Source organism: Nocardioides ginsengisoli (assembly GCF_039537225.1).
Classification (GTDB): Bacteria; Actinomycetota; Actinomycetes; order Propionibacteriales; family Nocardioidaceae; genus Nocardioides; species Nocardioides ginsengisoli.
This window is the reverse complement of sequence record NZ_BAABAC010000020.1, coordinates 86018-107143: the sequence shown is the minus strand read 5'-3', so window position 1 is coordinate 107143 and position 21126 is coordinate 86018. Positions and strand designations below refer to the sequence as shown.

The 21126-nt window shown below is 72.3% G+C and carries 21 protein-coding genes; 7 read left to right on the top strand and 14 right to left on the bottom strand.

Annotated elements, in window-relative coordinates:
• Window positions 1-2: 2 nt before the first annotated feature.
• From AB4880_RS10915 to AB4880_RS10880, 7 genes are all read right to left on the bottom strand, one after another.
• A complete protein-coding gene (locus AB4880_RS10915) occupies window positions 3-1034 on the bottom strand; it encodes an MCE family protein (protein WP_367919255.1) in 1032 nt (343 codons plus the stop codon).
• Window positions 1031-2308: an MCE family protein gene (locus AB4880_RS10910; protein WP_367919254.1), complete on the bottom strand. Its 1278-nt coding sequence runs from the start codon at window positions 2306-2308 to the stop codon at window positions 1031-1033. The genes AB4880_RS10915 and AB4880_RS10910 overlap by 4 nt, the downstream gene beginning before the upstream one ends.
• Complete coding sequence (locus AB4880_RS10905; RefSeq protein WP_367919253.1) at window positions 2305-3147, bottom strand: MlaE family ABC transporter permease; 843 nt, start codon at window positions 3145-3147, stop codon at window positions 2305-2307. The genes AB4880_RS10910 and AB4880_RS10905 overlap by 4 nt, the downstream gene beginning before the upstream one ends.
• 1 nt (window position 3148) lies before the next feature.
• Window positions 3149-4918 (bottom strand): ABC transporter permease, encoded by a 1770-nt coding sequence (locus tag AB4880_RS26100; protein WP_437440501.1) that lies wholly within the window; start codon window positions 4916-4918, stop codon window positions 3149-3151.
• A gap of 36 nt (window positions 4919-4954) precedes the next feature.
• Window positions 4955-6148, bottom strand: coding sequence for a lysozyme family protein (locus tag AB4880_RS10890; protein WP_367919252.1), 1194 nt, complete (start codon window positions 6146-6148; stop codon window positions 4955-4957).
• 193 nt (window positions 6149-6341) lie between these two features.
• Window positions 6342-7505 (bottom strand): PucR-like N-terminal domain-containing protein, encoded by a 1164-nt coding sequence (locus tag AB4880_RS10885; protein ID WP_367919251.1) that lies wholly within the window; start codon window positions 7503-7505, stop codon window positions 6342-6344.
• Between the two features lie 149 nt (window positions 7506-7654).
• Complete coding sequence (locus tag AB4880_RS10880; RefSeq protein WP_367919250.1) at window positions 7655-8644, bottom strand: hypothetical protein; 990 nt, start codon at window positions 8642-8644, stop codon at window positions 7655-7657.
• 347 nt (window positions 8645-8991) lie between these two features.
• On the opposite strand from AB4880_RS10880, the gene AB4880_RS10875 reads away from it, so the two are divergent.
• The 4 genes from AB4880_RS10875 (at window position 8992) to AB4880_RS10860 (ending at window position 12794) form a co-directional block, all read left to right on the top strand.
• Window positions 8992-9651 (top strand): hypothetical protein, encoded by a 660-nt coding sequence (locus tag AB4880_RS10875; RefSeq protein WP_367919249.1) that lies wholly within the window; start codon window positions 8992-8994, stop codon window positions 9649-9651.
• Between the two features lie 76 nt (window positions 9652-9727).
• Window positions 9728-10378: a hypothetical protein gene (locus AB4880_RS10870; RefSeq protein ID WP_367919248.1), complete on the top strand. Its 651-nt coding sequence runs from the start codon at window positions 9728-9730 to the stop codon at window positions 10376-10378.
• A gap of 152 nt (window positions 10379-10530) precedes the next feature.
• Window positions 10531-11760: a helix-turn-helix domain-containing protein gene (locus AB4880_RS10865; RefSeq protein ID WP_367919247.1), complete on the top strand. Its 1230-nt coding sequence runs from the start codon at window positions 10531-10533 to the stop codon at window positions 11758-11760.
• On the top strand, window positions 11760-12794 hold the full coding sequence (locus AB4880_RS10860) for an HAD family hydrolase (protein ID WP_367919246.1): 1035 nt from the start codon (window positions 11760-11762) through the stop codon (window positions 12792-12794). Before AB4880_RS10865 ends, AB4880_RS10860 begins: the two co-directional genes overlap by 1 nt.
• Here the strand turns inward: AB4880_RS10860 and AB4880_RS10855 are convergent.
• The 4 genes from AB4880_RS10855 to AB4880_RS10840 form a co-directional block, all read right to left on the bottom strand.
• Window positions 12743-13024 carry a helix-turn-helix domain-containing protein gene (locus AB4880_RS10855; RefSeq protein WP_367919245.1) on the bottom strand — a complete coding sequence of 94 codons (282 nt, stop codon included), beginning with the start codon at window positions 13022-13024 and terminating at the stop codon, window positions 12743-12745. The genes AB4880_RS10860 and AB4880_RS10855 overlap by 52 nt on opposite strands.
• A 69-nt stretch (window positions 13025-13093) precedes the next feature.
• Entirely contained in the window at window positions 13094-14785 is a 1692-nt protein-coding gene (locus tag AB4880_RS10850) for an NAD(P)/FAD-dependent oxidoreductase (RefSeq protein ID WP_367919244.1), read from the bottom strand.
• Window positions 14786-14798: 13 nt separating this feature from the next.
• Entirely contained in the window at window positions 14799-16232 is a 1434-nt protein-coding gene (locus tag AB4880_RS10845) for a GntT/GntP/DsdX family permease (protein ID WP_367919243.1), read from the bottom strand.
• A gap of 10 nt (window positions 16233-16242) precedes the next feature.
• Complete coding sequence (locus AB4880_RS10840) at window positions 16243-16767, bottom strand: gluconokinase (protein WP_367919242.1); 525 nt, start codon at window positions 16765-16767, stop codon at window positions 16243-16245.
• 104 nt (window positions 16768-16871) lie between these two features.
• Here AB4880_RS10840 and AB4880_RS10835 point away from each other — a divergent pair, with 104 nt between their 5' ends.
• A complete protein-coding gene (locus AB4880_RS10835; RefSeq protein ID WP_367919241.1) occupies window positions 16872-17504 on the top strand; it encodes a hypothetical protein in 633 nt (210 codons plus the stop codon).
• A gap of 7 nt (window positions 17505-17511) precedes the next feature.
• Here AB4880_RS10835 and AB4880_RS10830 read toward each other — a convergent pair whose 3' ends face one another.
• Together AB4880_RS10830 and AB4880_RS10825 are read right to left on the bottom strand one after the other, a co-directional pair.
• A complete protein-coding gene (locus AB4880_RS10830) occupies window positions 17512-18102 on the bottom strand; it encodes a hypothetical protein (protein WP_367919240.1) in 591 nt (196 codons plus the stop codon).
• Window positions 18103-18228: 126 nt separating this feature from the next.
• Window positions 18229-18612: a hypothetical protein gene (locus AB4880_RS10825; RefSeq protein ID WP_367919239.1), complete on the bottom strand. Its 384-nt coding sequence runs from the start codon at window positions 18610-18612 to the stop codon at window positions 18229-18231.
• Between the two features lie 85 nt (window positions 18613-18697).
• Here AB4880_RS10825 and AB4880_RS10820 point away from each other — a divergent pair, with 85 nt between their 5' ends.
• Entirely contained in the window at window positions 18698-19108 is a 411-nt protein-coding gene (locus AB4880_RS10820) for an NUDIX domain-containing protein (RefSeq protein ID WP_367919238.1), read from the top strand.
• Between the two features lie 2 nt (window positions 19109-19110).
• Here the strand turns inward: AB4880_RS10820 and AB4880_RS10815 are convergent, their stop codons facing one another.
• On the bottom strand, window positions 19111-19500 hold the full coding sequence (locus tag AB4880_RS10815; protein WP_367919237.1) for a MarR family winged helix-turn-helix transcriptional regulator: 390 nt from the start codon (window positions 19498-19500) through the stop codon (window positions 19111-19113).
• A gap of 86 nt (window positions 19501-19586) precedes the next feature.
• On the opposite strand from AB4880_RS10815, the gene AB4880_RS10810 reads away from it, so the two are divergent.
• Complete coding sequence (locus AB4880_RS10810; protein ID WP_367919236.1) at window positions 19587-21086, top strand: MFS transporter; 1500 nt, start codon at window positions 19587-19589, stop codon at window positions 21084-21086.
• Window positions 21087-21126: the final 40 nt, after the last annotated feature.

The window sequence follows — 21126 nt, the reverse complement described above, 5'->3', positions numbered from 1 at the left end:
GGCTATCGGCACCTTCCGGCGACGGGTCGCACCCCGAGATCCCCGTAGTAGCCCTCGGGAAGCGGGATCGAGCCCTTGATCGAGCAGAGGTAGAAGTTGACCCACGAGCCGTAGCTCGCGGTCCGCCCGATGGCGGACAGCTTCGTGGGGAGGCGGGCGAGGAACCGGTCGAGCACCGGACCTTCGGTCGCCAGGTGGTGGGACAGATCGCCGAGACCCTTGATCGAGCGCCGCAGCGGGTCGCGCCCCTGGCGCAGCAGCGAGGCGACGCTGGCGGAGAGGTCGCTCATCCCCGCGATGGTGTCGCCGATCGTGGTGCGGTCCTGGGCCAGTCCGCTGACCAGGCGCTGCAGCGTGACCAGGGTGGTGTCGAGCTGGCCCGAGCGCTCCCCGACCACGGAGAGGACCTGGTTGAGGCTGGTGATCATCTCGCCGATCACCTGGTCGCGGTCGGCGAGCGTCGAGGTCAGCCGTGCGGTGCTCGACAGCAGGCTGTCGACGGTGCCGCCCTCGCCCTGGAAGACCGAGATGATCTGGCCGCTGAGCTCGTTGACGTCGTGGGGATCGAGGAACTGGAACAGCGGCTGGAAGCCGTTGAAGAGCAGGGTCAGGTCGAGCGCCGGCGTGGTGTGGTCGAGGTCGAAGGTGTGGCCGACCGGCAGCACCCGACCTGCCCGCGGCGGTGCCTGCAGCGCGACATAGCGCTGCCCGATGACATTGCGGAACCGCAGCAGCACCGTCGTCCCGTCTGTCAGCGGCGCGCTGTCGCTGACGTTGAACCACACCTTCGCGACCCGGTCGTCGGCCACCTCGATACGCTCGACGGTGCCGACCTTGACGCCGGCCATCCGGACGTCGTCGCCCGGGTTGAGGCTGGTCGCGTCGGTGAACAGCGCCGCATAGGTGTGCCCGTCGCCGGGCGTGCCGTTGCGGATCGTGGCGGCCAGCGCCACGGTGGCCAGCACCGTCACCAGGCTGAAGCTGACCATCTTGAGCAGCGTGATCCGCGCTGCCTGGTCGAGGGAGATCCTCATCGCACGCGCACCTCCGCACCGCGCAGGGTCGGGCCGAGCAGCAGGCTCGACCAGGACGGGAAGGCGCGCGGGGCGAGCCCGGCGCTCGGCGCCAGCAGCTCGGCGAGCAGCCGGTTCTCGGCCGGCGAGTTCGCCTCACCCAGCCCGGTGGCCGCGGAGAACTGCCGGAACCGGCTGGTCGGCGGCGCCCCGATCGTCGCCGGCTCGGCGCTCGCTCGCGCCGGGACCGGGCCCACCTTGCCGGTCTCGTAGGGGCAACGCGGACCGCCGCCGGCGCTGTAGGACGGGTCGTCCTGGCCCGCGACATAGCGGCCGCGGGACGGCTCGACGGTGAGCACGACGTGCATGCCGGGCTGGCGGGTGCCCTTGCCGAGGGTCTTGTTCATCACCGGGATGTAGTCGCGCAGCGCCTTCAGCGTGCACGGGAACTCGCTGGCGTACGGCGCGAGCGCCGCCATCGCCCGTCGGCTGGTGGCCGAGAGCCGGATGATCGTGTCGGAGTTGTGCGCGAGCCACCCGTTGCTGCGGTCGGCCGCGGTGGTCACCGTGTCGAAGGCGTCGGCGAGCTGGGAGCGCTCGTCGACCAGGGTGCGCGACGTCGTGGTCATCGCGTCGAGCGCCTCGACGAGGTCGGGCGCCGCGTCGGTGTAGGTCTGGGCGACCCGGCCGAAGGCCGCGAGGTCGTCGGCCATCTGCGGCGTCAGCGGGTTGAGCTTGGCCAGGTAGCGGCCCCAGGCGGCGATCGTGTCGCCGAGCGCGCCGCCGTTGCCGCGCAGCATCGTGGCGAACTCGCCGAGCATCGCGGAGAGCCGGTCGGGCTGGATCGCCTTGAGCACCGGCAGCAGCTGGTCGAGGACCTGCTCCAGCTCGACCGCCTCGTCGGAGCCGTCCTGGTGGATGGTCGCGCCGGGCTCGAGCCGGGCGGAGGTCGCGTGGTCGGGCAGCAGCGCGACGTAGCGCTCACCGAAGAGGGTCTTGGGCAGCAGCCGCGCGGTGGTGTCGGCGGACAGCTCGCGCAGCGCGGCGGGCTGCACCGACAGGGTCAGCGTCGCGCCGCCGTCGCGGGGCTCGACGGCGGTGACAGTGCCGACCGGGACGCCGTGTAGCTTGACGTCGGAGCCCTTTTGCAGGGCGTTGCCGACCGTGCCGGTGGCGAGCCGGATCTCGCTGCGGGCGGCGAACGCCTGGACGTAGAACAGCCAGGTGGCGACCGCGATCAGCACCACGAGCAGGACGTGGCCCAGGCCGAGCAGGGCGTCGCGTGCGCGGCTCATCCGGCGATCCTCACCGTCGTCGTGGTGCCCCACATCGCCATCGACAGCGCGAGGTCGAGCAACGCGACGACGACGAGCGTGCGCCGCACCGAGCGGCCGACCGCGACGCCCACCGCCGCGGGCCCGCCGCGGGCGAAGAACCCGAGGCGGCAGTGGATGAGGATGATGAGGACCGAGAAGACCAGCACCTTGCCGAAGGACAGCACGATGTCGACCGGAGGCAGGAAGAGCTGGAAGTAGTGGTCGTAGGTGCCCGCGGACTGGCCGCGCAGCTGGACCGTCACGAGGCGGCTGCCGAGGTAGGAGGTCAGCAGCCCGACGACGTACAGCGGGATGATCGCGACGAACCCGGCCACCACGCGGGTGGAGACCAGGAAGGGCACCGCGTCGAGGCCGATCACCCGCACCGCGTCGACCTCCTCGCTGATCCGCATCGCGCCGAGCTGGGCGGTGAAGCCGGCGCCGACGGTCGCGGACATGGCGAGCGCGGCGACCAGCGGCGCGATCTCGCGGGTGTTGAAGTAGGCCGAGATGAAGCCGTTGAGGGTGGCGGTGCCGATCTGGTCGAGCGCGGCATAACCCTGCAGTCCGACGACGGTGCCGACGAAGAGGGACATGCCGGTCATCACGCCGACCGTGCCGCCGATGACCGCGAGCGCGCCGGTGCCGAAGCTGACCTCGGACAGCACCCGCCAGATCTCCTTGGGGTAGTGCCGGATCGCCGCCGGGATGCCGGCCAGGACGGTGCCGTAGAACCGGATGTCGCGGCCCGAGCGCACCAGCCGGTCGAGGCGGCGGTCGGCCCACGAGCGGCGGGCCGACGGGGTCAGGGTCGCCATGTCAGGCCCCTTTTCCGGGGACGAGCTGCAGGTAGAGCGTGGTGACGACGAAGTTGACGAAGAAGAGCAGGAGGAAGGTCACGACCACCGACTGGTTGACCGACTCCCCCACGCCCTTGGGGCCGGGCCGGGTGTGCAGGCCGCGGTAGGCCGCGACCGCCCCGGCGAGGAAGCCGAAGAGCACGGCCTTGAGCTCGCCGACCCACAGGTCGGAGATCTGGGCGAGCGCGGTGAAGCTCGCCAGGTAGGCGCCCGGCGTGCCGCCCTGCACGATGACGTTGAAGAAGTAGCCGCCCAGGACCCCGACCACCGAGACCAGGCCGTTGAGCAGCACCGCGGCGACGACGCAGGCCCAGACCCGCGGGACGACGAGGCGCTGCACCGGGTCGATGCCGATGACCCGCATCGCGTCGATCTCGTCGCGGATGGTGCGCGAGCCGAGATCGGCGCAGATGGCCGCGCCGCCGGCGCCGGCGATGACCAGCGTGGTCACGATCGGCGCGGCCTGCTGGACGACGGCCAGCACCGAGGCGGCGCCGGTGAAGGACTGGGCGCCGACCTGCACGGTCAACGTGCCGAGCTGCAGTGCGATCACCGCGCCGAACGGGATCGCGATGAGCATCGCGGGGATCCAGGAGACGCTGGTGACGAACCACAGCTGGTCGAGCAGCTCGCGCGCGGCGATCGGCCGGCGCACGCTCGCCCGCAGCGTGTCGAGGGCGAGCGCGAAGAACTCACCGGTGCGGTCGAGCGCCCGGACCAGCGGATCGGGACGCCTCAGTGCCGCAGGTCGGTCGGCCTCCTCGTCGTCGGCGATGAAGAGCGGCGCCTGGCCGCTGCCCACCCGGCGCGCATGCCGGTCGGTGGCTGCGCGCGCCTGTCCGCTGACCGGCATGAGCTGGCGCGGCAGCACCTCGATCGCGCGGGCGCCGGTGCGCACCAGGGTGCGGCGGCCGTGGTCGGTGGCGTAGCCGTAGGTGTCGTCGAGGGCGGGGTCGAGACTGTGGTCGGTCTCCTCGCTCATGCCGATCGGCCCGGTCGGGTCGCCGGCCATGAACTGCGAGACGACCGGGTGGTCGGTCAGCAGGAACTGCTCGCGCGGCCCGTACATCACCAGTCGGCGGCGGTAGAGCATCCCGAGGTTGTCGGGCAGCGTGCGCGCCAGCTCGATGTTGTGGGTGACCACGAGCATCGTGGCGTCGGTCTGGGCGTTGACGTCCAGCAGCAGCTGGGCGAGGTTGGCGGTCCGCACCGGGTCGAGGCCCGAGTCGGGCTCGTCGCACAGGATGATCTCGGGCTCGGTGACCAGCGACCGGGCGAGACCCGCCCGCTTGCGCATGCCGCCCGAGATCTCCCCCGGCAGCTTGTGCTCCTGGCCGAGCAGGCCGACCAGGTCGAGCTTCTGCAGGGCGATCTCGCGCACCTGCGCCTCGGTCTTGCGGGTGTGGGCACGCAACGGGAAGGCGACGTTGTCGTAGACGCTCATCGACCCGAAGAGCGCGCCGTCCTGGAACAGCACGCCGAACTTCGTGCGCAGGTCGAGGCGGCGCGACTCCTTGGCCGTGACCATGTCGACGCCGTTGACCAGACAGCGACCGGACTCGGGTCGCAGCAGGCCCATCAGCGACTTGAGGAAGACCGACTTGCCGGTGCCCGAGGGACCGAGCAGCGCGGTGATCTCGCCGGGCGGCAGGGTGAGGGTGACGTCGCTCCAGATGTTCTGCGAGCCGAAGCTCTTGGTGAGTCCGGTGACTTCAACGGTGCCGCCCATGGCGGGCCTCCTGCGGGTCGGTGGTGCGGGTGGTCGTCATGGGGTGGCTCCGTCGGTGGCGGAGGCGGGGCCGGCGCCGGGATCGGTCGAGGCGGGTGTCGCGGGGTCGGTCGGCGGGTCCGTCGGCTGCTCCGTGGTCGCACCGGCGCTCGGTCCGGTCGTGGGGCCGGTCGTGGGGCCGGTCGTGGGACCGGTCGGTCCCGGCGGCGTGGTCGAGACCGTCGGCGCCGAGGAGGGCGCGCTCGATGGCGGCGGCTCCGACGGCTCCGACGGCTCCGACGGCTCCGACGGCTCCGACGGCTTCGCCTTCGCCGCATGCAGCGCCGGGCCGTGCACCCGGGCGAGGTCGCACGCGCAGCCGAGGGGCAGGGGGCTCGGGAGGGTGACGGGCGGGCCGACGTACGGCGGGAGTGCGGTCGCCTGGCGCGCATAGCGTCGCGCCAGCACGAGCACCGTGCGCACGAACCGGGGCGCGCGGTGATAGTCGCGCAGCGCCGCGCGCAGGCTCGCGCCCTGCTGCACCGTCGAGCAGAGCACGACCGCCGCCGCGAGCGAGGCGTCGTCGAGGTCCTGGGGATCGCGCCGGCCGTTGGCGTCGGCGTCGACGGCCACGCTGGCCCAGGTCGAGGGCAGCAGTGCCATCGGCCCGAGCGGCGCGTCCCAGCGCGGGTCGGCGTCGAGCCGCCCGGCGTCGGTGTCGAAGACCCGGCCGCGCCCCTGGCGCCCGTCGAGGGAGGCGCCCACCAGCGCCGGACGCACCCGGCCGTGGGCGGTGACCCGGTGGTCGCCGGCGAGGCCGCGGCCGTGGTCGGACTCGACCCGCCCGATCGCGGCCAGGACCGACCAGTCGAGCCGGCAGCGCGCGGCGCTGGCGATCACCAGCGCGGCCCGCTGGTAGGCGGCGACGGACGCCGGCGGCGCGGTGAGGATGGCGCCGGGATAGGCGGCGGGGCGGCCGACCCGCGCCCGTCGTACGGGACCGGTGGGGCGGACCCGATCGAGCATCGACAAGGTGCGCGGCACCGCGACAGTCGTCGCGGACGTCGCGGACGTCGCGGATGTCGGGGCCGTGGCCGGGCCGCGCCCACCGCCGGGCGCCTCGCCCGACGCCGCGATCACCTGCGCCACCCCGGCCACGATGCTGCTGACCGCGACCAGCACGCCGGCGAGCACGAGCGCCGCACGGCGCCCGGACGGGACCACCCGCCGGCTCCTCGCCTTCGACAGCATCACGCCTCCTCGGCCGCCATCGACCGGGTGTCGATCGCGGTCCTGTCAGTCAAGGCGGGCGAAGCGGGTGGGGCGAGAGGCTGATCCGAATTCGAGGCCGCGAGCCCAATATGTTGTGCTGCACATGACAACTTGCTGACGCCGAGGTGCGTCATCGCGGACGAACCGGGGAGCTACGCGACCATCGCGCGGGTCACTCGGCGCCGTGGCCGAGCTCGGACCGGAGCGCGAGGATCAGGAAGGCGACGCTCTCGGGGTCGTCGAGCATCGGGCCGAAGATCGTGCGCAGCCGGGCCACGCGGTAGCGCGCCGTACGGTCGCTGATGCCGATCTCGAGGGCGATGTCGTGCGGCGTCATCCGCCCGGCGAGCCACAGCAGCAGGGTCTCGGCCATCTTGGGGCGCGCGAGCGCACCGACGGCATCGAGCGGCGCCAGCACCCGCGCCGTCTGGCGACGGCTCAGCTCCGGGTCGGCGTAGATGGCGAGCTCGGCACGGAAGTTCTCACACCAGATCACCTCGGCGGGATGGATGACGCCGGCGACGATGAGCACGCTCGCCCGGCGCACCCAGGCGATGGCCTGGCCGACCTGGACGAGCGGAACCGGCTCGCTGACGATGATCGGGCCGACGACGTGCGTGCGCCGCAACGCGTCGATCACAGCGTCGCGCTCGGCGACGTCGACGATCGCGAGAACACCACTGCCCTCCTCGAGGAGGAGGGCAGTCGGCGGCAGCTGGATCAAGGAGGCATGGCCCGGTTCGAGGTCGACCGCGCAGACGACCACCTCCTCGGGGACCGGCCAGCCGAGCTGGCCGGCCAGCGCCGCGATCTCGTCGACCTCGCCGCCGCGCAGCAGCGCGTCGCGCAGCCGGCGGCGGAGCGTGGACGGATCGTCCTCGTAGCGCCGGGCTCCGCGCACGTGCGCCTTGACCACGACGCCCATGAGGAGGCGCAGGTACTCGATCGCCGCAGCGACCAGCCGGTCCCGAACCGCGGTGCTGACGCCGCGCTGCCCCTGCTCGCACTGGTCGTGCAGCTCCTGGCTGATGCGCAACGCCGCGATCTCGAACGCGCAACGGATCGGGTCGAGGTCGCGACCGGCGCCACCCTCCTCGAAGCCGAGCGTCGCGAAGGTCCCGATGACCGCCTCCGGGACGGTCGGCAGCCCCTCGATGACGTCGAGGAAGAGGTCGCTGGCGCGGCGGACGGCGCGGATGATCACCCGCCGTCGGTAGGGACTCCCCGTCCGCGCATAGGCGCCGACCTGCGTCATGATCAGGTCGGCGGTCGTCATCGCGGCGGCCCGGGCGGCGGGCCGCAATGCGCGCCCCACCTCCGGTGGGACGCCGTCCAACTCCAGTGCCTTCCGGAGCTTGCGCGTCGCACTCCGGCGAGGCAACGGCAGGCTCCGGTCATCGGCGGGCGCAGTGCACACTGCAGTCCCCTTCCTCCCCATGTTCGGTTGTCACCGCCGGCCGCGGGTGCGGCCGGCGCACGCTCAGGTCATCCCGGGAAGTCCGGGATCGGGGCCGGCATGCCGGACGGGCAGGTCAGGTCCTGGGCACCCATCCCCGGAGCCGGCGGGCCGATGAGGCCGCTCGGCAGCCGCGGACCGCGGCACCCGAAGGCTCCGGTGGTGGTCAGCCGCACCGGGTTGCCGGGACCGGCCACGGTCGCGGTCAGCAGGCGCGAGAGGTCGTCACCGTCAACGGTCGTGCAGCCCGCGAAGCGCCCCACATCGAGGGATCCGGCCAGCAGGCCGCCTTGGGCCGGCGAGAAGTTGCCGGTCAGCCAGGGCTGGACGATGTCGATCTGGCCACCGAAGCCCTGCAGTTCGTCGTCCCACCAGCCCTTGCCGTGCAGCCGGAGGCTGCCGGGCTCGGCCGTACGGCAGCCGGCGGCCAGACGAACCGGCACGCCGTCGACGACCACGTTCGTGACCCGGACATAGAGCCGATCCTCGATGTCGGTGTCGCGCACCTGCGTCGTGCCATGCGGACCGGGCTCGTTGAGGATGCACGCCGACGAGTGGAAGGAGATCGGCAGCGGTCGCCCCGCGTCGTCGCGACGCTGCTCGAGCCGAACTGTCGCCCGGACCGGGATGTCGCCGAAGGCCACCGTGCGCACGGTGATGTCGGGCGTCTCGCCATAGTTGTGCATCGCCCCCGGCGCCGACACGAAGTAGACGAAGGCATGGGAGTCGGTGCAGCCGAAGTACTCGGGGCCGAACTCGCTCGGCGTCTTCGGACGCAGGATCACGTTGTACGCCGACGCCATCAGCGGCGTCCGCGACCACTGCCGCGCCCGCAGCGTGTTGGCGATGCCACCGCTGACCGTGCTCCCCCAGCGCGAGCCGATCTCGCCGTCGACGTGCTGCAGCGGCGGAAGGCCCGGATAGGGACCCTCGTCAGCGCTGCTCGCGGCCAGGGCACCCAGGGGCAGCGCCGTGCCGAGCAGCAGCACGGCCAGCAGGCGACGAACCGTCTTCGACATGCCTCGACCCTCCGGGCGGGCAGGACGAGGCACAACCCACCGGCGTCCGGATTTCCGCGAAGGTCCGCGATCTTGTAATCCGGGTCACAAGATCTCGGGAGAGGACCCGCCCCAGCGCCCGCCACCCTCACCTCAACCGGCGGCCTGTTCACCGGCTCACGGCATCGCGCCGCGGGGCTTCGCCCAGCTCGCACGAGCCTCATCTGGGCTCTTTCGTTGCCGGTTCCGGCAGGAATCAGGGCATTCGGGCCGGTCGGCCGTCCGGCGGCATCGACAGCAGCGCCGCGAGGGGGATCAATCGTGCCTCCGGTCGCCACCCCCGCGACCACAACCGAAAGGAATCCCCCATGAACAAGTCGCTCCTCGCCGGCGCACTGCCGGCCCTCGGTGCGCTGGTGCTCGCCGCCCCCGCCGTCGCCTCACCCCCGACCAACTACACCGTGTCCGTCGGCGGGAGCAGCACGCCGGGCACGCACGCGTTCACCGCCACGTCGGGACCGACCCGGTTCGTCGTCAACGGCACCACCATGACGTGTGCCTCGACGTCCGTGTCGGGCGTCATCCACTCCGGAACCGCCGTGCAGCCGATCGCCGACATCACCAGCAGCACCTGGAACACCTGCCGGGACGCCTTCGGCACCCCACTGACCGTCGTCCAGGTCGGCACCTGGCACCTCAACGGCAACGACATCAATGTGCACGCGGGCCTGGTCGACGGCCACATCGTCGGCACCATCAGCGGGATCAACGCCCATGTCTACGACACCTCCATGAGCGGTCTCTGCGACTTCAACGTCGGCGGCGTCGCCGACGGCTGGTTCAACGAGACGTCGAGCCCCCAGGCCGTGCACGTCAACGAGAACGGCGCCGACAGCAGCCTGAAGGTCACCTCACTGGCGTCGACGTCCTCCGACTGCCTCGGCGCGGTCTCCCCGGGCGCGCCGACGCAGTTCTACGGCGACTACACGATCAACGTGCCGCACGGCGCGGTCGACGTGGCGCCCTGACCGATCGACCGCGGTGGCGCTCGGCCACGTGCGCCACCGCGGTTCCCCTCATCCCGCTCCAGCGAAGGAGAGAGTCATGCTCAGCTCAGGCAGCCGGCCGATCGGCCGGCTCCGGCGGGCGCTGGTGGTGCCGCTCGCGGCGCTCGGCCTCGTCCTGCTCGACGGAGGCGTCGCGCACGCGGCCCTCCTCCGCGTCACGTACGACGCCGGCGGCACGACCCGGGTCGCGACGACCGGCTCGACCATCGCCCTCGGCCCGAGCACACTCAGCGTCAGCCTCGAGTCCACGACCGGCGACTTCACCGGCACTCTGCCGCTGCCCCCGGCCCCCACCACCTTCGCCGCCGTCGGGCTGATCCCGATGAGCGCCGAGGTGATCTTCGAGGAGGCCGCCCCGCTCACGGGACACCTCGCACCGAAGCCCGATGGGACCGGCAGCCAGATCCGGGCCACGGCCCGCTACTACCTCCGGCTGTCGAACGTCCGCGTCGCCGGGCTGCCGACCTTCGCCGGTCCGAGCTGCCGCACGGTGGCGCCGGTGACGATCCCGATGGCGACGCCGGACGACGAGTCGTTCGCCGTCTTCGTGGGCGGCCACGTCTCCGGCAGCTACGCGATCGGGCCGTTCGCGAACTGCGGTCTCGACACGCTCCTGGTCAACGCTCTGGTTCCCGGCGACGGCAACACCGTCGACCTCGACCTGAGCAACCCGCGCCGCACGTCCTGACGTCTCTCCCTCCCCCATGGTTCGGTCGGTCGGGTGCCCCCAGCGCCCGGCCGGCCGTTCGCTCCTTGTCCCGGACGCGAAGGGATGAGACGGTGACCTCCCCCTCAGATGATCACGAGCAGCTCGGGCAGCGACGTGCAGAGGAGAGGGCATTGACGGAGACCCAGGACCACGAGACTCTTCCGGGCTCCGCGCAATGGATGCTCACGAGCCTCGAGCCGCAGGTCAAGGACGTCGCCGAGACGATGACCCGCCGCGTCCAGTCCGCGCTCACCGATCTCGCCGGCCCCGTGGACGGCCGGCGCTACCGGCTGATCTACACCGCGATCCACAACGCGATGCGGGTCTTCATCGACCGGGCGCTGGGCCGATCGACGCCGATGACGGCGCTGGACGACCTGTTCCGGAAAATGGGCTATCGCGAGGCGGGCACCGGACGCGACCGGACGACGATCGAGCGCGCGCTCCACCTCGTGCAGAACGAGCTGTGGGACCTGCTGCGCGTGCTGGCCGCCGACAACGAGCTGTCCGCCGGCGCCCTCAACGCCGTCGGCGAGATGCTCAGCGACTTCTTCGCCCACCTCGACGAGCAGCTCGCTCTCGGCCACGAGTCGGGAACGACCGACCGCAACCAGGACGTCGGCGTCGCGCGCGACCGGCTCATCGACCTGCTGCTCACCGGGGGCGACCCGGACGCCGTCTCGACGCAGGCGTCGATCGCGCGGTGGGAGGTGCCGGAGCGGATCACGGTGGCGGCGATCGACGTCGACGGCGAGGGCGAGCTGGAGCCGGGCGTCCTGGGCCGCGAGGCGATCGTCGGGAAGGGCCGGCCGCAGCTGGTGCTCTGCGACGCCGCGGCCTTCGAGGACGTCTCCCGGCAGATCAAGGAGGCGCTTCCCCGCACCCGGATCACCCATTGCTGGCCGATCGCCGCGGCCGACGTCGCGGAGGCGTGGAAGTGGGTGACGCGGGCGGTCGAGCTGGTCCACTCCCACGTGATCCCGAAGCGGCCGGTCATCGACTGCGCCCGCTATCGCACCGAGATCTGGCTGCACGCCGAGCCGGTGATGCGGCGCCAGCTCGCCCAGGAGCTGCTCGAGCCGCTCTTCGCCGAGTCCGAGAACTCCCGCGAGATCCTCTCCGAGACGCTGCTGGTGTGGCTCGAGACCCGTGAGAGCGCACCGGCCATCGCGGCGAAGCTGGGCGTCCATCCGCAGACCGTGCGCTACCGGTGGAAGCGGATCAACGAGCTGTTCGGCGAGGCCCTGCACGACCCCGACTTCGTCATCCAGCTCACCCTCGTCCTCAAGGCCAGCGTGCCGCTGTGGATCGCGGGCGACCAGAGCGACTTCCAGCTGTACCGGTCCACCCGGGAGCGGTGATGCTCACCGTCGCCATCGCCGTCGCCCTGCTGCCCGCGCTGCTCGGCTGGCTGCCGCTGGCCGTGTGGATCGGCCGCGGCCGCGCCCGGCGCGAGGGCATCGACCTGCCCTCGGCGAAGGGGCTGCGCCGGGCGCGCGCCGTCGACCTGGTGGTGCTCGACCGGTGGGGCACCGTGACCACCGGCGAGCTGCGGGTGTCGGCGATCGAGTCCTTCGACCCCGACGACGAGCGCAACCTCCGCTGGTTCGCGGGGGCACTCGGCCATGCGGCCGAGGACCCGGTGGCGCGCGCCGTGGCCCGGCTCTCGGCCCGCGGCAAGCTGACCAGCGTCCAGCGCCACGGGGGCGACGGCATCAGCGGCTCGGTCGACCGCCACCCGGTGCGGCTCGGTCGACCCGAGTGGCTGGGCATGCCGGCGCGCGAGGTGGTCGGCGTGACCGTCGGCGTCCAGGTCGACGCGCGGCCGATCGGCTACATCACCGTCGCCGACGTCGTCCGCCCGGACGCCCGCACCGGCATCGAGCGCCTGCGCGCGGCGGGGGTCGCCGCCGTCCTCGTCTCCGACGACTCCGAGCGCAACACGCGCCACCTGGCCGAGACGTGCGGCATCGACGCGTGGCACGCCGGCATCGCCCGCGAGCGCCGCGACCAGCTGATCGCCGACTACCGGCTGCGCGGGCACGTGGTCGCCGTCGCCACCTCGAGCGGTACGACGTCCGGCGATCTTCCGCTGTCCGACTCCACCGCGCCCCCGGCCACCCGGCAGCCGGCCGGCATCCACCTCGCCGACCTCGACGTCAACCGGATCGCGACCGCCTTCTCGCTCAGCCGCAGCACCGCACGGACGGCGACCCGGGCCCGCCGTACCGGACTGGTCGCCGGCCTGCTCGGCGCGGGCGCCGCGGTCTGGGGCCTGCTGCCCGCGCTCGTGGTCGCGGTGCTCGGCTGCGTCGCCGTGGTGGCGATCGCGTCGGCGCCGGCCTACGAGACGTCGCGGCGCAGCAGGTCCGTCACGTCGACGTCGAGCGCGTAGGCGAGCGCCCAGATGGTGTCGAGCGTCGGGTTGGCCCGACCGTGCCGGCCGAACTCGTCGGTCGTGTTGTTGCGCGAGTGCTCGATGTTCTGGATCTGGTTGCGGCTCACGCCGGTCAGCTCGGCCAGCCGCTCCTGCGTCATGCCGCGCTCGTGCCGCAGCGCGCGCACGGTCTCGCCGAACTTACGAGCGATCGCGTCCATGTCGGGCGACTCGTCGGGCTCGGGCACGCACCGGAGGATTCCGGTCCGTCAGGCAAAGGTCCGCCCAACGAATTGGGCATCACCGCGATCCCTCCGCTACGTACCGGAGGTCACGCGCAGACCCTCGAGATAGCCGTGCACCAGCGACACCGCCGACGCACCCTCGCCGCTCGCGGACGCGACCCGCTTCATCGATCCCGAGCGCACGTCGCCGGCCGCGAAGACGCCGGGCACACAGGTGGCGAGGTTCTCCGGCGGCAGGCCGTCGACCCAGCACTCGGTGGGCACGTCACGGCCGGTGAGGACGAAGCCGTGGTCGTCGCGGAGCACCGCGTCGGCCAGCCAGTCGCAGTGCGGGGCCGCGCCGATGAGCAGGAAGAGGCCGCCGGCGTCGACCTTCTCCTCGGCGCCGGTGCGGACGTCGTGCAGCAGCAGCCAGCCGAGCTGGCCGTCGACGGCGCCGCCGTCGACGATCTGCGTGCACGGGCGCACGGACACGCGCGGGTTCCACTCGATCTCGTCGATCAGGTAGCGCGACATGGTCGCGGCGAGGTCGTCGCGGCGCACCAGGATCGTGACCGAGCGCGCGAACCGGGCCAGGTGGATCGCCGCCTGGCCGGCGGAGTTGCCGCCGCCGACGACGTAGACGTCGCGGTCCTCCATCTCGCGCGCGGCGGCCATCGCGGCGCCGTAGTGGACGCCGGCGCCGACCAGGTCCTCGAGCGGCTCGATGCCGAGGCGGCGGTAGGCGACGCCGGAGGCGACGAGCACCGCACGGGCGCGCACGGTGCCGCCGCTGGTGACCAGCGTGTGCGGCGCGCCGTCGGCGCCGGGCCGCAGCTCCTCGACCGGCCAGCCGGTGAAGAAGCGGGCGCCGAAGCGGATCGCCTGCACCCGGGCCCGCTGCCCCAGCCGCATCCCGGAGACGCCGCGCGGGAAGCCGAGGTAGTTGCGGATCATCGAGCTGGTGCCGGCCTGGCCGCCGATCACCTCCGCCTCGATCACCACCGTCGAGAGTCCCTCGGACGCGCCGTAGACCGCGGCCGCGAGACCGGCCGGCCCGGCGCCGACGACGGCGAGGTCGACGACCGTGTCGACCTCGATGTCGGAGGGCCGGCCGTAGATCATCGCCGCCAGCTCGCGCGTCGACGTCGGCATCATGACCGGGCGGTCGGCGAAGACACTCGCCGCCAGGTGCACCACCGGGTACGACGGCGGCCCGTCCAGCCGCGCCAGCGCCTCCTGCCCCTGCGGGCTCTCCGGGGCGTAGGTGCGGTGCGGCATCCCCTGCCGGTCGAGGAAGTCGCGGACCGCCAGCGCGAGCGGGCTCGCGTCCGGCGTGATGATCCGCACCGAGTCGATCACCGACGTGGCGACGGTGGCGCCCCAGTCGCTGAGCAGCTCGGTGATCGCGTAGTGGAACTCCTCATCGCGGCTGCCCTGCGGCAGCACCAGGTAGGTGTCGAACTTGCCCTTCTGCAGATAGGGCCGCAGCGACACGCTCTCCTCGGCGAAGCGGACGATCGGGATCGCCACGATCCGCCGCGAGGTCGGCACCATCGCGCGCCAGTCGTGCATCGCGAGCAGCATCGGCTCGTCGGGCAGCTGCGACTCGGTCACGATCAGCGCGACCGGCTGGCCGCGTTCGGCAGCAGCGACGAGCTCGGCCTTCGCCTCGGCCGCGGTCCGCGCGCCGCGTACGTCGTACTCGTGGTCGTAGCGGCGGAACTGCTGGGTGAGGACGTCGAGGTACTCGCCCGAGACGAGCAGGATCACGGGATCAGCCACGCGATCCAGCCTCTCAGATGAAGACATTGAGGACCATGACGAATGCCAGTCCGGTCACCGACAGCAGCGTCTCCATCGCCGACCAGGTGGCGAGGGTCTTGCCGACGCTCATCCCGAAGTACTCCTTCACCAACCAGAAGCCGGCGTCGTTGACGTGGGAGAAGAACACCGAGCCGGACCCGACGGCGAGCACCATCAGCGAGACCTCCCCGGTCGACAGCTGGGCGGTGAGCGGCGCGAGCAGGCCCGAGGCGGTGACCGTGGCGACCGTGGCCGAGCCGGTAGCGAGGCGGATCAGGACGGCGACGAACCATGCCAGCAGCAGCACTGAGATGTTGCTGTCGGCCACCCGCTCGGCCACGATCGTGCCGATCCCCGTGTCGACCAGCGCCTGCTTGAAGCCGCCGCCCGCCGAGACGATGAGCAGGATCCCGGCCACGCCCGGCAGCGACGACTCGAGCGACGTCGCGATGCCCTCGCGCCCCATGCCGGCGCCCATGCCGAGCGTGAACATGCCGACCACGACGGCGATGAACAGCGCGATGAGCGGTGTGCCGAGCACGTCGAGCGTACGGCGCAGCGGCGCGCTCGCGTCGTCGATGAAGATGTCGGCGAGCGCCTTGGCCATCATCAGTGTGACCGGCAGCAGCACCGACGCGATGGTGATCCCGAAGGACGGCCGGCGGACCTCCGCCTCCTCACCCGCCTCCTCACCCGCCTCCTCACCCGCCTCCCCCGTCGGGCCTGCGTCGCCGCTGTCGAACCGGTCCGGCACCGGCACGTGCACGAACCGCCCCACCAGCCCGAACACCGGCCCCGCGATGATCACCGTCGGGATCGCGACCGCGACGCCCAGCGCGAGCGTGGTGCCGAGGTCGGCGTGCAGGTAGGAGATCGCGGTGAGCGGCCCGGGGTGCGGCGGCACCAGTCCGTGCATCGCGGACAGGCCGGCGAGGGCCGGGATGCCGATGGTGACCAGCGACTGCTGGGAGCGCCGGGCGACGAGGTAGATGACCGGCATCAGCAGCACCAGGCCGATCTCGAAGAACATCGGCAGGCCGATGATCGCGCCGACGACGGCCATCGCCCACGGCAGTGCCCGGGGCGAGGCGTGGCCGATGATCGTGTCGACGATCTGGTCGGCGCCGCCGCTGTCGGCCAGCAGCTTGCCGAACATCGCACCGAGCGCGATCAGGATGCCGACGCTGGCCGCGGTGGAGCCGAATCCGTTGGTGTAGCTGGTGATCGCGGTCTCGAAGCTCACTCCGGCGACGACGCCGACGCTCAGCGCACCGGCGGTGAGCGCGAGGAAGGGATGCAGCTTCGCGGCGATGATGAGGACGACGATGACGGCGATGCCGATCAGCGCGGCGAGGACCAGGCGTCCCTCGGAGGCGACCGGCTTCACCAGGTCGGTGCCGGCGGCGGCGATGAGCTGGGTCTGCATGGGGCTCTCCTCAGCGGGGGTCGGCGATCAGGTCGACGTACTGCTGGACGATGGCGTCGACGCTCTGGTCGACGTCGAGGACGACGCCGTGCTCATCGGGTTCGAGCGCCTCGAGCGTGGCGAACTGCGAGGCGAGCAGCGAGGCCGGCATGAAGTGGCCGGGGCGGCTGGCCTGGCGGCGGGCGATCACCTCGTGGGTGCCGTCGAGGTGCACGAAGGAGACCCGCGGCGCGTGGCGCCGCAGCTGGTCGCGATAGATCCGCTTCAGCGCCGAGCAGCTCATCGAGCCGCCCTCGGCGTCGTACTCGGCCAGCCACTCCCCGATCGCCTCGAGCCAGGGATAGCGGTCCTCGTCGTCGAGGGGATGGCCGGCGTGCATCTTGGCGATATTGGCCGCCGGGTGGAAGTCGTCGGCGTCGGCGAAGGGGACGCCGAGCCGCTGCGCCAGCGCCGCACCCACCGTCGACTTCCCCGATCCCGAGACCCCCATCACCACGATCAACGGCGGCGGTCCGGCGTACGGCGTGCTGCTCATCTGGCCTCCCGTGCGGCGGATCTGCTGGCTAGCACAGTCTGCAACGCGACCTCGCGGAGGCGGGCTCGACGCGCGCGGACAGGGTGCGAGTACGCTCGGTCCCGATGGAGACCACGCCTGACCTCGCCGACCTGATCGATCAGCTTCAGGGCGAGGAGTACGACGTCACCGAGCCGCTGCCCGGCGTCCTCCACGTCACGGGCCGGTTCTCCAATCCCGAGCGGATCGCGCTGCGCGCGGCGGCCGACGCCGGCGACCGGGTGGTCGCCGTCTGGGCGACGAGCCACCACGACGACTGGGCGCTGGTCGCCTGGGACCGCCCCGACCTGGTGGCGATCACCCAGAAGGGCGCGACTCCGCAGCGCTGGCGCCACCGCCGGCTGCCGGACACGCTGCGCCCCGACGCGCAGACCTTCCTCGAGGGCGCCTCGTCGCCCTTCGACATCGTGACCCGGCCCAAGCACCAGCCCACCCCGGCGGCGCGCGAGATCCTCGCCCGCTTCGACATCAGCGACCCGCCCCCGCCGGGCTGGGAGCCGCCGGTGGTCGAGACGCCGACGATCCCGACCGTGCGCGAGACGACGGTGCCGACCGCGACCGACAAGCCCAAGCGGGTGAGCACGCCACGGGCCCCGAAGCCGCCGGCCAAGCCGGTGGCCCCGGAACCCGTCGTCGCCATCTGCCCCACGTGCTTCGTGGCGCTGCCGGCGACCGGCATCTGCGACAACTGCTCCTAGTTCGGGATCAGGCGGTCTCGAACCACGGGTGGTGCAGGTCGTAGAACTGCGCCGACTGCATCGCGTACTGCAGCTCGGCCTGGACGTCGGCCGGCGGCTCGAGCTTCTCGCCCTCGCGGGCCGCGGCCTCGGTGGTGAACGCGATGGTCTCGGTGAAGCTGCCGTCCGGCTCGATCGCGAGCGTTCCGCCCAGGATCTCCGGCCGCATCTCGTGCAGCGTGGTGGTGTCGGCGAGCATCGCCTTGAGCCGCGTCGGGTCGTCGACCCGGCCGCGGATGATCTGCACGAAGCCGGCGTCGTCGGAGCCGCCGTCGAGGTAGAGCGTGACGTCGTCGCAGTCGTGGAACTCCAGCGGCCCGTCCATCAGGTCGGTGAACCGCTTGGCCCACGCGCCCTGCTCCGGGCGGTCGGAGTTGCGCATCGCGGCCTCGCGCGACTCGAACCGGACGACTGCCAGCAGCTGGCCGTCGTCGGTGAACCCGTAGGTGCCGCCCAACCAGCCGGTCGCGCCCGGCGACAGGTCGCTGCGCCACTCGTCCAAGAGTGCATGAACCTCGTCCTGCCGCGTGCAGGAGCCTTGAATCACCTGGATGAACATCGCAGCCTCCTCGGTCGCTGAAGTGATCGAGACCGGTCGAGGCTGGTGACGGGCCCCGGCCGGGCCCATTCGGCAACGTACGCCGCCCGCTCGCCCGCGCGCTATGACCAATGAGGGGATATCCGCTCAGCCGGAGAGCAGCAGGTCGTCGGGCGCCGCCACGCGCACCTCGTCGTCGTTGGCCAGGTGCACCGGCCAGCCGGTCGAGATCCGGGCGAGCCCCCGCGCCCAGGCGAGGTCGCCCGCGGTCTGTCCGGCCGGCCCGGGCCGCGCATAGAGGAAGGCGCAGCTCTCGCCGCGCATCAGGATCCGCTCGAGCAGGACGCCGATCCGGTCGAGGTCGGCGCGCACGGGGTCGAGCGGGACGTGCGAGGCCTGCAGCAGCTGGCGCGGCCGGAAGCCTTGGAGGAAGAGCAGCCACAGCTGGGGCGAGGCGAAGCCCAGCGGGTCCATCAGCTGACGCCAGGCTCGCTCGAGACTGGCCTGGTCGGGGATCCGGCGCGGAGTCATGACCCCACCCTGCGTCATTTCGCGGATCGGTGTCGGCGCTCATCCACAGCCCCGGGGCGCCCACCGCGCATGGCACGATGCGGCCGTGCCCCAGCTCGTCGTCGGCGCGGTCCTCGTCGACTCCCTCACCGCACCCGCCCGCGTGCTCGCGTGCCGCCGTACCCGCCCGGCGGCGATCGGCGGCCGGTGGGAGTTCCCCGGCGGCAAGGTCGAGCCGGGCGAGACGCCCGCCGCGGCACTGGCGCGCGAGCTCGCCGAGGAGCTCTCCGTGACCGTCGAGGTCGGCCCCGAGCTCACCGACGACGGCGCGCGCTGGCCGATCGACGAGCGCTACGAGCTGGCGCTCTTCCTCGCCGTCGTCACCGCCGGCGATCCGGTCGCCGAGCACGACCACGACGCGCTGCGGTGGCTCGGCGCCGATGAGCTCGGCGACGTCGACTGGCTGCCGTCGGACCTGCAGGCGATCCCCGGGCTGGCCGCCCTGCTGCGCGGCTGACGTCAGTCGGCCGGGTCCCAGGAGCCGGCGAGCACCGCGCGGTGCGTGGGCAGCGCGGCGTCGTAGACCTCGCGGCCGCGCTCGGTCAGGCAGACGAACACCGAGCGCCGGTCGTTCTCGCACGCCGACCGCTCGACCAGGCCGTCCTTCTCGAGCCGGGTGATCGCGCGCGAGAGCGCGCTCTGGCTGAGGTGGATGTCGTGGGCGAGGTCGGCCATCCGATACTTGCCGCAGTTGGCGTCGACCACCCGGTCGAGGGTCTCGAACTCGCTGAGGCCGATGCCGTGCCGGTCCTGCAGCGCCTTCTCGAGCGCGCAACTCACCGCGGCATGGCGCTCGAGCAGCTGGCGCCACTCGGCGACCAGCGGACTCGCGACAGGGGCCTTCGACACGCCTGCATCCTAGCCGTCGGGTTAATTTCATGCAAACGCATTATTTGCGCTTGCATTGAATGCACGTGCATGGAAGTCTTCTCATCATGTCCTCGTCAACCCACACCCCTGCTCCCACCGCCGGCGCGACCCGCTGGTCCCGGCGCACCTGGGGACTGCTGATCACGCTCTGCGTGGTGCTCTTCCTCGACGGCCTCGACGTCTCGATGATCGGCGTGGCCCTCCCCTCGATCGGCGCCGAGCTCGACCTGTCGACGCCGACCCTGCAGTGGCTGATCAGCGGCTACGTCCTCGGGTACGGCGGCCTGCTGCTCGTCGGCGGACGCACCGCCGACCTGCTGGGCCGGCGTCGCGTCTTCCTCATCGCACTCGCCGTCTTCGCCGCGGCCTCGCTGCTCGGCGGCCTGGTCAGCTCGGGCCCGCTGCTCATCGCGACCCGCTTCATCAAGGGCCTGGCCGCCGCCTTCACGGCGCCGACCGGCCTGTCGATCATCACCACCAACTTCGCCGAGGGCCCGGCCCGCAACAAGGCGCTGTCGATCTACACCGTCTTCGGCGCCGGCGGCTACTCCTCCGGCCTCCTCTTCGGCGGCCTGATGACCGGCGTCGGCTGGCGCTGGACCTTCCTGCTGCCCGTCCCGATCGCGCTGCTCGCGCTCGTCGCGGCGTCCTTCGTCGTCCCGCGCGACGAGCCGGCGCAGGAGGGCGGCCACGACCTGCTCGGCGCGCTGACCTCGGGCGCCGCGATGCTGCTGCTCGTCTACACCGTCGTCTCCGCGCCCGAGGCCGGCTGGGCCTCGGCCCGGACCGTGCTCTCGTTCGTCGGCGTCGCGGCGCTCTTCGTCGCCTTCGTGACGATCGAGCGGCGGATCGCGCACCCGCTGGTGCGGCTCGGCATCCTGCGCAAGGGCACGCTGGTCCGCGCCAGCATCGCGATCGTGGCGGTCGGCGGGTCCTACTTCAGCTGGCAGTTCATCGTGACCCTGTTCTTCCAGGACGCCCTCGGCTGGAGCCCGCTCCAGCTCGCCCTCGCGCTGCTGCCGATCGGCCTGATGGTCACCCTGTCGGCGATCTTCTCCGACCGGCTCGTCGACCGCTTCGGCACCGGACCCATCATCGCGGTCACCATGGCGGTGATGGCGCTCGGCTACGTGCTCTTCGTCGTCGGCCTCGACACCACCCCGTCGTACGCCGCGATGCTGCTGCCCACGCTGATCCTCATCGGCATCGGCTGGGTCGGCTTCCCGGCCATCAACATCCAGGCCACCAGCGGCATCGAGGACGACGAGCAGGGCCTCGCCGCCGGCGTGCTGCAGACGTCGATGCAGGTCGGCGCGGCGATCGTGCTCGCGGTCACGACCGCGATCATCGCGTCCGGCACCACCGGCGCCACCGGTGCCACCGCCGCCACCACGCCGGGCGCCGTGCTCGACGGCTTCCGGCCGGGCCTCGTCTTCGCGGCGGCGGTCAGCGCGGCCGGCGCCCTGGTCGCGATCGCCGGACTGGCACTCGAGCGCCGCGGGTCGCGTCGTACCGCGAGCGAGCCGGCCGCCGACCTGGAGCCGGCGCTGGTCGACGCCGCCTGACCCCTCCCCGTGACGCTCCCCCGGGACGCAGTCGTGTGCC

Bases quoted from the DNA above. Each gene is read 5' to 3' on its own strand.
- AB4880_RS10915 (WP_367919255.1), bottom strand. From the start codon at position 1,034: ATGAGGATCTCCCTCGACCAGGCAGCGCGGATCACGCTGCTCAAGATG.
- AB4880_RS10910 (WP_367919254.1), bottom strand. From the start codon at position 2,308: ATGAGCCGCGCACGCGACGCCCTGCTCGGCCTGGGCCACGTCCTGCTC.
- AB4880_RS10905 (WP_367919253.1), bottom strand. From the start codon at position 3,147: ATGGCGACCCTGACCCCGTCGGCCCGCCGCTCGTGGGCCGACCGCCGC.
- AB4880_RS26100 (WP_437440501.1), bottom strand. From the start codon at position 4,918: ATGGGCGGCACCGTTGAAGTCACCGGACTCACCAAGAGCTTCGGCTCG.
- AB4880_RS10890 (WP_367919252.1), bottom strand. From the start codon at position 6,148: ATGCTGTCGAAGGCGAGGAGCCGGCGGGTGGTCCCGTCCGGGCGCCGT.
- AB4880_RS10880 (WP_367919250.1), bottom strand. From the start codon at position 8,644: ATGTCGAAGACGGTTCGTCGCCTGCTGGCCGTGCTGCTGCTCGGCACG.
- AB4880_RS10875 (WP_367919249.1), top strand. From the start codon at position 8,992: ATGAACAAGTCGCTCCTCGCCGGCGCACTGCCGGCCCTCGGTGCGCTG.
- AB4880_RS10870 (WP_367919248.1), top strand. From the start codon at position 9,728: ATGCTCAGCTCAGGCAGCCGGCCGATCGGCCGGCTCCGGCGGGCGCTG.
- AB4880_RS10860 (WP_367919246.1), top strand. From the start codon at position 11,760: ATGCTCACCGTCGCCATCGCCGTCGCCCTGCTGCCCGCGCTGCTCGGC.
- AB4880_RS10845 (WP_367919243.1), bottom strand. From the start codon at position 16,232: ATGCAGACCCAGCTCATCGCCGCCGCCGGCACCGACCTGGTGAAGCCG.
- AB4880_RS10840 (WP_367919242.1), bottom strand. From the start codon at position 16,767: ATGAGCAGCACGCCGTACGCCGGACCGCCGCCGTTGATCGTGGTGATG.
- AB4880_RS10835 (WP_367919241.1), top strand. From the start codon at position 16,872: ATGGAGACCACGCCTGACCTCGCCGACCTGATCGATCAGCTTCAGGGC.
- AB4880_RS10830 (WP_367919240.1), bottom strand. From the start codon at position 18,102: ATGTTCATCCAGGTGATTCAAGGCTCCTGCACGCGGCAGGACGAGGTT.
- AB4880_RS10825 (WP_367919239.1), bottom strand. From the start codon at position 18,612: ATGACTCCGCGCCGGATCCCCGACCAGGCCAGTCTCGAGCGAGCCTGG.
- AB4880_RS10810 (WP_367919236.1), top strand. From the start codon at position 19,587: ATGTCCTCGTCAACCCACACCCCTGCTCCCACCGCCGGCGCGACCCGC.